We start from the raw sequence: 11327 nt of genomic DNA, 5'->3' as shown, positions 1-11327 counted from the left end.
GCTTATTCCTGTTCTGGGTTCCGCAAGTAATAGCCCACTCCGCGACGAGTAACCAAATAGTTTGGATGGCTCGGGCTGTCTTCGATTTTTTCACGCAAACGGCGCACCGTCACGTCAACGGTTCGGACATCACCAAAGTAGTCATAGCCCCAGACAGTTTGCAATAAATGTTCTCGGGTCATCACTTGACCAAGATGTTTTGCCAAGTAGTGCATCAATTCAAACTCCCGGTGCGTCAATTCGATGGCTGCACCATTTTTAGTGACCATGTAGGCATCGGGATGAATTGTTAAATCACCAATCGTTAATTCGCTGTTGGCATTGTCGTCTGCTTCCTTCGCAGCTGCCGAGCCGCGACGCAGATTGGCTTTGACGCGGGCCACCAATTCCCGGTTTGAAAATGGTTTGGTTACATAATCGTCCGCACCAAGCTCAAGGCCTAGTACTTTATCGATTTCAGAATCTTTGGCTGTGACCATGATGATCGGCATGTCATGGGTTTTGCGCACTTCCCGTGCAACTTCCAATCCATCCATTTTTGGTAGCATCAAATCAAGCAAAATCAGATCAGGATCGACCTCGGCTACTTTTTCTAATGCCTCTTCTCCATCATAGGCGGTATATACTTCATATCCTTCTTTGGTTAAATTAAATTTGACGATATCAGAAATTGGTTTCTCATCGTCCACGACTAGGATCTTTTTCAAAAATGTCACCTCAATTTTTTTTGGTTTCTTACTTATTATACATTATTTAAACAGGCTTTTCATCTTTCCCAAAAACCGCCGCCTCATTCTTAAGGAAAGCACAAAAAAAGAAAGGCACGGGGCCTTTCTTTTTTACTCTTCTAAGAGTTGAATACCGATCCCTAACAACCCAGGACCCGTATGGACAACTAACGCGGGAGAGATTTGCCCAAACAAGATTTCTTTGACCTTAGGAAATTCGGCTTCTAATCTTGCTTTCATCTCTTTGGCTTCTTGTAGTGCATCACCTTGGGCCACGGCTAAACGCACATGGCGATGGTCACCGATGAATTGCTTGATCAAGTCAACGGTTTTATCCAAGCTTTTCTTCCGTCCACGAGATTTTGCGACCGTATAGTAGATCCCTTCTTCATTACAAGAGATAATTGGATTCAATTTCAAAGCATTACCTAAGATGGATGCAACCAGACCGATCCGGCCGCCTTTTTGTAAATACTCTAAGGTAGCTACGTTGAAAAAGACTTTGTTTTTCGGTACTTCATTCGTTAATTGTGCCCGCAATTCTTCCCAAGTCACGCCTTTTTCTAACAGTTCTGCCGCACGAATCGCTTGCAGCCCTGCACCGATCCCGATATTTTTCGTATCAAGGACAAAAACCTCAAGATCCGTCCGTTGTTCACCTAACAGTCGAACGACATTAAACGTTCCACTCAATCCGCTGGAGATGGTTACGGCAAGGACTTTTTCATACCCATCGGCTTTGATCCGATCAAAGATTTCCCCGATCGCCGCGCCATCAGGTAACGAGGTACTAGGGATCTCTTGTGGCAAGCGCTCATAAATTTCTTCGGCAGTAATATCAACTTTATCGGTATAGGTTCGATCCTTGTAGATTATTTGCAATGGCAGCATATACATGCCGTATTGCTCCATGATCTGTGCGGGAACATCGGTACCTGAATCAACTAATAGGGCAATTTTCTCTTTATTCATGGGCTTCTCCTTTATGTGTTTCTAAATAAATGACTTCTAATTCGATTGTTTTTTCTGCCAATAGTTTGTTGGCAAAGGAACGCGTTGCACCTTTCATGGCCACTAATTCAATCGGGATTGGTTCCGATGCCATTTGCTCGGGCTCTCCCATTGCTTCTTTGCCAACAAGATGGATTGCTTTTTCTTGTTCTTCACAAAATACATTATAGGCATTTCTGATTCCGACAGCTTTCCCTTGAAAAAGGATGCCTGTCTTTATTTCTGGAATCGTCAACACTTGCTTCAGCATCGTGATCGCGATCAAAAATGCGAGATGCTTTTGGTTGTAGCGTTTTTTCTCTGGTGCGGGGATCATCCCTTTTTTGACATAATTATTGACCATAGAAGAGGTCAATAGCGGATGTTTTTCTGTTTGGATCACCGGTGATAAATATTGGTCAATCAAAGTGATTACCTGATCCATATACAGTTCCAGGGTTGGCAACTCTTCCCATCTCGGCAGATGGAATTTCAGCAATGAATTGCCCCAATTTTTCATGTCTGCTTGTAATTTTTTCATGTCATCCTCCATTTTGACGAACAGAAGGTTAGATTATCACAAACTAATCATCTAGTTTCGATAACTAGATACATTTTATCACGGTTTTCTGAGTTTTTAAAGCAATCTGATCAATCTTTTAAGAATTTCCTATCATTTGAAATTGGGGAACGAATGGTGTTTTTTTAAGATAACCCCTGTTTTCCAACTGAAAAAAGCGCACATTTTTTTCAAAAGAATGATTGATTTTTAAACACCGGAGTGCTAAGATAATGAAGTACTTTTGGTACGGGCCGTTAGCTCAGTTGGTAGAGCAGCTGACTCTTAATCAGCGGGTCGCGGGTTCGAGCCCCTCACGGCCCATTGGGTGCCAAACCCACGGAACAGGTAAATGTTGGTGCGAAAGCATTTCGAAAACATTTATGCTGTTCCATTTTTTTGTTTATTATTATCACCTTGCGAATAAAGGGATTTTTTTTGATAAGAGGATTTCTTATTTGAAGAGGTCTGTGTAAAACTTCAAAAACTTTTGAGCGATGAAGAAGGCATCTCAATACGATTCTCTCCCTTACTCAAACGATGACTCATTTACCGATCACGAAACGAGTATTCTACAGATTTAAATCATTTGAGAACATGAGAATTAGAATCATTTTGATCAATCAACTAATCAAAGTAAGCTAACAAAAAATCTGAGCCAGAATGCTATTTATTCTGACCCAGATTTGATTTTGTACGACTCATCAGTCCTTATTGACAAAGAGTCGAAATAGTTTAGCATATTATATCCCACGTTCATAGTGTGACCAAACAGAGAGAATCGTGATCGTTTTACTCTCTTCTTCCACGCTGTAACCAACCTGTGTTTGATATTGAGACGTCTTGAACAGTAAGGTAATCCTGGTAATTTTTCGTAAGGCGGCGGTGTTTGAAAAGGATTTTCCTTAATGACTTTGATCAGTTCATCAAACTTACTAGTTAGATTGATACTCTTCAATTTAGACAAATCTTTGCGAGCATTCTTTTTGATCTTTACATTCTATCCCAATCAATTTCACCTAAGTCTTCACTTTCTTCATTCTCAAAGTGTTTGATCCGATCAAGTACACCCACATTTTGTAAGTTGAGCGTTTCTTGTAAGGAGTTCCAATCGCTCTTACTAATCATGATGACGCTTTCTTCCTCTTTTGTACTCGCAATTTCTACAGGTTGACTGTCAGCCACAACATGCTTAATGATTCCATAAAGGTTTTTTCTTGCATTCGTTGGTGTAATTACTTCCATGTTTTCTCCTCCTTCTATTTAAAAATCTTAAGCATATTATAACGTACGTAAATAAAGAGGAAGAACATATTTAATTTTTCTTACAAGTCTTCAAGTCTTTTAGTAATCGTTTTTTGTGCCGTAATTTGTGGTTTCGATTGCTCAATTTGGTTACTGTTTGCCGTCCTATTTACCAAATGGGCGGTTTCTTGTATTGATTCTTGGTCTTTAACAGCTGCCATAGTCATTTTGTCTTCAGCGGCTTGCTTTTTGATCCGTTTATTAATCGAAGAATGCAACAAGAAAAGAAATTGCCAATCACTGTTTTGCTTCTAGTATGACTGTCCTTTGTGTCCTGCACAGTAATAAGACTAAATGTATTGAAAAGGAGTAAAAACATTTTGATGCTACTTCATTTATTCTTTTGCTCAATCACTACTTCATCTTCATTTATCGGTTCTTCGAATCCTGAAAAAAACCGTTGAAGGATTTCTTCTGTAATAGGAAAAGCGGAATTTGCAGTCTGGACTTTATTTCTGATCGCTAATCGTTTTCGTAAAGTATCATAATCAGCTTTTAGATAGATTACTTTAATCGTCACATCATATGCTGCCAGTAGTTCTCTATAAGCGTCTCGGTGACTTTTAGCCCAAAAACTAGAATCGACAACTACGTTTTTTCCTTCTTGAACAGCCCTTACTGTAAGCTCTTTCAATTTAACTGAAGATAATGACGAAACTTTTGCATATTTTTCCGAAGGGTAATCAACACCATAAACGCCATAGTCTTCCCAAATTAATTCATCTATTGCTAATCTTACATAACCTTCTTGCTCTTTTTGTTTTGAGTAAGTGGTTTTGCCTGCACCACTAACGCCACACATCAAAAGTACCTCAACCATTATTCTCCTCCTACCTTTTCTGATCAATAAACAAAGAGAACGAAAAAACCTTATTTGTAATCAACGCTCGTGTTTTAGACCACTGTTCGCCACCCACATCTGATGATACAATGATAACATTGTTTTTATGAACAACAAGCAGATTGGGAAACAATCGCAAGAAAAATAGGAAGTAAAACCATATATTAGAGAATAGAAGCGTTAGCCACTTAAGCTAACGGATAATCAAATTTTTGTCCATTTCCACTCTACTATAAAAAAATTATTTTCTACAAAAAAAAGGAACGCAAGCCAAAATACGAAAGAAACATCATGGCTAAAACTTATGTATGTAATGGTATCTTTATTTCTATTATTCCAATTTTAAAATAAAATAAGCCACCACTCCAAACTATGATAGAAAAACAAGAATAGACTCTTGAATAGAACTTGAATGCAAAACTACCTCCAAAATCAACGCAAGAGTCTATCTGTATAGATAAAGATCTTTATGTGCAAGTTCTTTTGCACCAATAAAGATCCTTAGAATCAAACAAATCAGAATGCTTTCAAATCAAATGTAATGATATCATTGTTTTTTAAAATCAACTCTTGTGCCCCTTTATCGGTCATTTCGTCATTGACGGTATAAACCCAAAATAGATTGGCTTTTTGATCTTGGCTGATGCTGTTGATCGAGGTGATAAAGCCATCTTTTTCTTTGATCGCAAAGTTTTCTTTCATTACTTCCAGCAGCGACTCATTTTCTCGGAACATTACTTCTTTTGAGGTCACAGCTTCTTGATTTTGGATGACGATCGTAGCTGTTCCTTGTTCTTGCTTCAACGAACTTTGCTGCGTGCTTTCTGACGTTACACTTGCCTGTTGGCATCCTGTAGCGACGAGTAATGTGCTCACTAGCATAAATACGACAAATACTTTTTTCATCTATTTCTTCCTCTCCAATAGTCAAAATACTAATCGTTTTTCTATCCAATATGCGGATAAGAGTTATTTTATCAATCCCGTTTTTTCTTAGAGCCCGCATTTTAATTGGATTTTACAGTTTGTGCAGGTACTACAGCCGCCGATTTCCTCAATGGTTCCTTCATGGCAGATGGGGCAGATTTCACCAGAGACGACGGGTTCATCTACTTGAACGACAGGCAGCGGTTCAACTTGTGCGGTCAGCTCATTTTCTACCGCTTCTAAGGTAAGTACTTGTGAATCTCGGCTGCCATCTACATAGACGGTCCCTCCTTTGGCTCCTCCTTCATAAAGATCTCGATAAACCTTGGCTACTTGGCTTACTGTATATCCTTTTGGTGCATTGACCGTTTTTGAAATGGAGCTATCCACCCAACGTTGAATGGTGCATTGCACACCGACATGTTCTTCGGGCGTCAACTCCATAGCGGAAATGAACCATGCCGGCAACTGCGCTTTGGTTCTTTCAGGATGATCCATCAGGTATTCGTCAACGATCTCCGCATTGATTTCAATAAACTTACCTAGTCGACCGCTTCTAAAATAAGAAAAGGAGTAGTAAGGTTCTAAACCGGTTGAAACTCCCGTCATCGTGCCTGTCGATCCTGTTGGTGCAACGGTCAAAAGATGAGAGTTACGAATGCCGAATCGCAGCACGCCTTCGCGGATGTGCGCTGGCATTTTTTTCATGTATCCTGTATCGACAAATTTCTTCCGCAACGCTTGCGTCTCTTGGTCATTTTTTCCAATCAGGAAGGGAAAGCTGCCTTTTTCTTTCGCCAATTCAATGGATGCCTCATAGGCAGTGACTGCCATTTCCTCGAAAATTTGATCAACGAATTGATTCCCTTCTGCCGATCCGTATTTTTTCCCACAGTAGATCAATAAATCTGCCAAACCCATGATCCCTAATCCAACACGTCTTTCCCCTTTCGCCTGCTGCTCATTTTTGTCAAAAAAGTAAGGCGTTGCGTCAATAACATTGTCTTGGAAACGAACTGCTTTTTTCACGGTTTCTTTTAGTTTGGCAAAATCAACGGTGCCTTTCTGGCGATCCGCCATGTTTGCGAGATTGATAGCTGCCAAGTTACAGACGGCATAAGGGGTTAGGGGCTGTTCACCGCACGGATTGGTTGCCACGACTTTTTGTCCGTATGCTGTAGCATTCGTCATCTTGTTGGCATTATCGATAAAGAAAATACCAGGCTCAGCAGAATACGTTGCACAAAAAGTAATCAAATCCCATAACTCACGAGCTTTGATCCTTTGATAGGTTTTGACTTTATGACCAGCAGCTGCCCATTCTCGCACATCCCCGACTTCCGCCCATTTTGCATCATATTGCGCCATCTCTGCTTCTGAATAATTGTCAATATCTGGAAAGCGCAGCTCATACCACCCATCTGTCTTCACTGCTTCCATGAATTCTCCTGTCAAGCAGACTGAAATATTCGCACCAGTTAAGAAATCACTTTCTTTTACCGTATGGCTGCCACCTATTCGCAATTTTTCTTTTGCCTTTTGGATCATGTCATTATGTTCCTTATCTGACGATTCAGGCAGTTGCGCTAGATACGTGAACATTCTTTCTTCCATTTTTGTCAAAGGATCAAATTGCAGTTTTTCATTGATCAGTTGTTTGATTGCCGCATTCGTGACTGTTTTTTTCAGGTGAAGCAATACAGCAGGATTTTGAACTTTAGAAAGAATAAACGTAAAAATATCTGGATGCCAATCTGCCATCATAATCATCTGCGCTCCGCGACGACTACCTCCTTGTTCGACAAGGTTCGTCAAGTTCGCCAAATCATTCAGCCAAGAAACTGCCCCAGAAGACCGACCACTGACGCCGTGGACCACACTTGATTTTGGTCGCAAGGTCGACCCATTGGTTCCAACCCCGCCACCACGACTCATAATCTCCATGACTTCTTGTCGATGGACAGCAATCCCTTTTCGGGAATCATGGATGAAAGGCATCACAAAACAATTGAAGTAGGTAACTTGAGAATTTGTTCCTGCTCCATAAAGTACTCTGCCTGCGGGAATTAGGTTTTGCGCCACGATTTGTTGGTAAAACGTCTCAAGGAAGCGCTCCTGGTCATGGGACTCGTTGGCAGAAATCCCTTTGGCAACACGATGCGCCACTTGCTCAAAAAAGAGTTCTAACGGTTTTTCAATGTCACTTTTTCTTCTTTTCACAAGTCCACTGGCTTGTTCATCAGTATCTTCTAACGCTGAACGATAGGCCTCTTCCACTTCGATAGAGACTAGTTCCCCATCGATTGCTTTCACAATACCGATTCCTCGTGCAGGATATTTAGGATCAGCTTTCGTTGTCAAAATCACCAAATCATCCTTACCCAACGTTTGATGGGTTTGATCCTTGAATGAGTAACGATCCAACATAATCAAACGAGCGATTCCCTCAAATGTTTTGGTCATTTCCGGTGTGATCGCCGAAACTTCTTGGAACAACTTGATATCCTCGTTCAATTTCTCAATCGTTTGTTTTTTGTAGTCCATTTCTTTCCCTCTCCTTCTAAAAACACAACATATTGCGCTCAGTTTTTATTATCGTACTATATAATGTGTATTTCAATCTTGAATTATATTATTTTCCATGTATAATGAGAATGATTATCAATTAGAAAGTCGGCGATTTTCATGCTTCCTCCCCAATCCAAGGTATTCTCCGTTCAAAGAATTTCTCATTTAGCACTGCTCACCGCAGCGTGTATCGTTGGACGGTTGGTTTTTGTCTTTATCCCTAACGTTCAGCCTATGAGTGCCCTTTTATTTTTAGTGGCTTTTTCTTACTGCTTAACCGATGCGTTGATGATTGCCTTGCTAAGTTTGCTCGGAACAAATATCTATTTAGGCATGGGTCCCTGGACGATCAGTCAATTGGCTGCACTTACCGGCACCATCGTTCTTTTTCAACAGCTTGGAAAAATCCCGATCATCAAGAAAAATCGTATCCTGCAAGCTTTCTTTGCCTTTCTTTGCGGACTTCTTTATGGCTTGATCGTTTCGTTGATGGAGGTTTGGCTGTATCAGTTTCCTTCGTTTCTTGCCTATTACCTTCAAGGACTACTGTTCGATTTCTTCCATGCCAGTGGAAACTTCGTCTTTTATTTGCTTTTATGGCCAGTATTTGAGCGAATAACACCCAACTCCTATAAATTGAAGAAAAAAAACCAGTGATTTCGATGGAATGAAGAATCCAGCTAACTTTGTTTTCGTGTTTCTTTGAAAGAATGTTAGCGTAAAGTTATTGTTAGAAAAACAAAAAAACTATGGCTACTCTTCTGTTTCCTTTGCTTAAAAATCTATCCAAAAAGTACCAGTGAAAAGCCTTTCGAAAGGGTTTCTTTCATCTTTATGCGTCCATTCATTTAAATGAAACGTTCTCTATTTCATCCACGCCCTTGACCGAATGTAGTAGCATTTCTTTCAGATTATTAATGAATGATGATGTTTGCTTTTTCTATCATCAGAAATTTATTATTTTTTTTAAATAACAATTTAATTTTTCTTGACCAAAAGAATTCAGAGGTTTATCCTAACTATGGAAAATCAATGACTGGATAAAAAAGAGCAGCTGAAATTTTTTTATTCAATTTGACCTTTGACATTTGTGAAAAAGTGCATAAGAAACTTGATAGTGATCAAGCGCTTATGGAAAGAAATTTTTTTCTCACTAAATTTCAAAAAACGCTCTATTTTAACCAGTCAGAAAAATCATTTTAAGAAGGAGAAAGCGATGAATGAGAAACAATTACGCTGGTATAATATTGCGCTGATGGCGTTCGTCTCTGTTTGGGGACTGGGAAATGTTGTAAACAATTACGCTCAACAAGGATTGACTGTTGTTGTTTCGTGGCTATTAATCATGGCTCTTTATTTTGTACCCTATGCATTAAGTGTTGGTCAGTTAGGATCGACCTTCAAAGAGTCAAGTGGTGGGGTCTCCTCATGGATCAAAGAAACCTCAACAAAGCGGTTGGCTTTTTTTGCTGCTTGGACTTATTGGGTCGTGCACGTGCCCTATTTGGCACAAAAACCTCAAGGAATCTTAGTGTCCTTGAGTTGGTTATTTAAAGGAAATGGTACATTTGTATCGACGATGGGTTCCATGGAAGTCTCGTTGATTTGTTTAGCTATTTTTCTATTCTTTTTATGGATTGCCTCTAAAGGATTGACGACCTTAAAAATGATTGGGAACATCGCGGGAACAGCCATGTTCGTGATGTCGATTCTTTTTATTCTTTTAGCAGTCACCGCTCCAGCAATGACTGGTGCTGAAATTGCTACACCAAACATGTCATCTGTTTCAACCTATATCCCTAAATTTGACTTTACCTATTTAACCACGATCTCGATGCTGGTATTTGCGGTAGGCGGCTGTGAAAAAATCTCGCCTTACGTAAATAACACAAAAAATCCTGCAAAAGAATTTCCAAAAGGCATGATCTTTTTAGCTGGTATGGTGGCGTTATGTGCCTTGCTCGGCTCGATTGCTATGGGGATGCTTTTTGATGCCAACCATATTCCAGAAGATTTGATGGTCAACGGCGCTTATGAAGCCTTTCAACGACTTGGAAACTTCTACGGAATCGGCAACTTCTTTGTCATTCTTTATTCCATCGCCAATGCGTTGGCGCAAATCTCTGCTTTGGCCTTTTCAATTGATGCCCCATTGAAAATATTACTGTCTGATGCTGATTCAGAATTTGTACCAAATGGCTTAGCAAAACTAAACAAAAAAGGAACACCAGTAAATGGATATATTATGACTGGTATCCTAGTCAGCATTTTGATCATCATTCCAGCACTAGGAATCGGCAATATGACCGAACTGTACCGTTGGTTGCTGAACTTGAATTCAGTTGTCATGCCACTGCGTTACTTATGGGTCTTCTTAGCCTTTATGCTAGTCAACAAACACGCCAATCGCTTTACTTCCGATTATAAATTCGTGAAAAACACCAAAGTTGGCTTTGGGATTGGCTTATGGTGCTTCTTGTTCACGGCCTTTGCCTGCATTTTAGGGATGGTTCCTAAGCTTGATTATGCGGCAGATCCGCAAGCTTGGTTCTTCCAATTGGCCTTAAATATCATTACGCCGATCGCCTTTCTTTTGATTGGCTTGATCTTGCCAATCATTGCGAAACGTGTAAATAAAAAATAACCATTTGCTCAAAAAAGAGGTGTCCGACAACTATTTCGATTGTCGGGCACCTCTTTCTTTGTAAATGAACTTCTCCGCCGTGCGAGTTATTTGCTCCATCCTCTTGCCGAAGCATTCATTCCTCTTTGTTGTACTCTTTGTTGTCCTTTTTGATTCCATACTTGATCCACTGCACCTTATAGCGGAAATCTTTGATCAGCTCTTTTGCGGTCCATTCATTCGAAATAAAATCTGTCAGACTATCCATCACGACCGCCATAATAAAGTAAAGGAAACTGACGGCTTCTTGCGTATCATGGATCGTGAAGCGATTTTCTTCCAACAGCTCCAACCATTGGCGAATCATGGGCGAATCGTCAGGGATCGCATCGCGCTTCGTCCAGGCATTGCTTTGGGTACATAAGTGGATCATTTTCCAATGATCATCTTCAGGTGACCATTGACTGCACCAAGCCAAGTATTCTTCGATCCCTTTGAAAAAATCATTTTTGTTGCGATTGATAAACGTAAAAATCGCAGAATGGATTTGGTTGGAATAGTTGGTGATCGCATAGTCATAGGCATCTTCTAAGTTTTGAAAGTACTTGTAAAACGCCCCTCTAGAAATTTGCGATTTTTCGACGATGGCAGAGACCTTGACTTGACTGATATGCTTGCTAAAAAATTCTTCTAAAAGCACGGCATCGATTTTTTCTTTTTTCTCTTGTTTTAAATGAAAAAATGTTGTACTTGGCAAGGGATTCTCCTCCATCATTCGCAATCTAC

10 protein-coding genes, 1 tRNA gene and 1 pseudogene are annotated in these 11327 nt (G+C 40.1%); 4 read left to right on the top strand and 8 right to left on the bottom strand.

What is annotated here, in order from left to right; all coding sequences use genetic code 11:
* Positions 1 to 2 precede the first annotated feature (2 nt).
* The 3 genes from yycF to IGI94_RS03740 form a co-directional block, all read right to left on the bottom strand.
* Entirely contained in the window at positions 3 to 707 is a 705-nt protein-coding gene (gene yycF / locus IGI94_RS03750; RefSeq protein WP_010747607.1) for a response regulator YycF, read from the bottom strand.
* Positions 708 to 839: 132 nt separating this feature from the next.
* The gene (locus IGI94_RS03745) at positions 840 to 1700 is read right to left on the bottom strand and encodes a DegV family protein (protein WP_005237394.1); all 861 of its coding nucleotides are present in this window, start codon (positions 1698 to 1700) and stop codon (positions 840 to 842) included.
* Positions 1693 to 2259: a DUF1836 domain-containing protein gene (locus IGI94_RS03740; RefSeq protein ID WP_008377223.1), complete on the bottom strand. Its 567-nt coding sequence runs from the start codon at positions 2257 to 2259 to the stop codon at positions 1693 to 1695. Before IGI94_RS03740 ends, IGI94_RS03745 begins: the two co-directional genes overlap by 8 nt.
* Before the next feature lie 269 nt (positions 2260 to 2528).
* On the opposite strand from IGI94_RS03740, the gene IGI94_RS03735 reads away from it, so the two are divergent.
* Both IGI94_RS03735 and IGI94_RS03730 read left to right on the top strand, forming a co-directional pair.
* Positions 2529 to 2601 (top strand) — tRNA-Lys (locus IGI94_RS03735).
* Between the two features lie 151 nt (positions 2602 to 2752).
* Positions 2753 to 2922: pseudogene (locus IGI94_RS03730) on the top strand (ISL3 family transposase); the annotation flags it as partial.
* A gap of 348 nt (positions 2923 to 3270) precedes the next feature.
* On the opposite strand, the gene IGI94_RS03725 reads toward IGI94_RS03730, so the two are convergent.
* From IGI94_RS03725 to IGI94_RS03710, 4 genes are all read right to left on the bottom strand, one after another.
* On the bottom strand, positions 3271 to 3522 hold the full coding sequence (locus IGI94_RS03725) for a type II toxin-antitoxin system Phd/YefM family antitoxin (RefSeq protein WP_005237397.1): 252 nt from the start codon (positions 3520 to 3522) through the stop codon (positions 3271 to 3273).
* A 391-nt stretch (positions 3523 to 3913) separates the two neighbouring features.
* On the bottom strand, positions 3914 to 4402 hold the full coding sequence (locus IGI94_RS03720) for an AAA family ATPase (protein WP_005237399.1): 489 nt from the start codon (positions 4400 to 4402) through the stop codon (positions 3914 to 3916).
* 537 nt (positions 4403 to 4939) lie between these two features.
* Entirely contained in the window at positions 4940 to 5329 is a 390-nt protein-coding gene (locus IGI94_RS03715) for a DUF4430 domain-containing protein (protein WP_438899458.1), read from the bottom strand.
* Between the two features lie 87 nt (positions 5330 to 5416).
* On the bottom strand, positions 5417 to 7894 hold the full coding sequence (locus IGI94_RS03710; RefSeq protein WP_438899457.1) for a vitamin B12-dependent ribonucleotide reductase: 2478 nt from the start codon (positions 7892 to 7894) through the stop codon (positions 5417 to 5419).
* Between the two features lie 141 nt (positions 7895 to 8035).
* Between IGI94_RS03710 and IGI94_RS03705 the strand changes: the two genes are divergently transcribed.
* Positions 8036 to 8575, top strand: a complete 540-nt coding sequence (locus tag IGI94_RS03705) for a hypothetical protein (protein WP_086299165.1) — start codon at positions 8036 to 8038, stop codon at positions 8573 to 8575.
* Positions 8576 to 9134: 559 nt separating this feature from the next.
* Positions 9135 to 10562 (top strand): APC family permease, encoded by a 1428-nt coding sequence (locus IGI94_RS03700; protein ID WP_005225272.1) that lies wholly within the window; start codon positions 9135 to 9137, stop codon positions 10560 to 10562.
* Positions 10563 to 10677: 115 nt separating this feature from the next.
* Here the strand turns inward: IGI94_RS03700 and IGI94_RS03695 are convergent, their stop codons facing one another.
* Positions 10678 to 11316 carry a TetR family transcriptional regulator gene (locus tag IGI94_RS03695; RefSeq protein WP_087665150.1) on the bottom strand — a complete coding sequence of 213 codons (639 nt, stop codon included), beginning with the start codon at positions 11314 to 11316 and terminating at the stop codon, positions 10678 to 10680.
* Between the last annotated feature and the right edge of the window lie 11 nt (positions 11317 to 11327).

Source organism: Enterococcus sp. AZ149 (assembly GCF_051714285.1).
GTDB classification, from domain to species: domain Bacteria; phylum Bacillota; class Bacilli; order Lactobacillales; family Enterococcaceae; genus Enterococcus_D; species Enterococcus_D entomosocium.
Note: the sequence above shows the minus strand (reverse complement) of the source record. Positions and strands in the feature narration are given on the sequence as shown.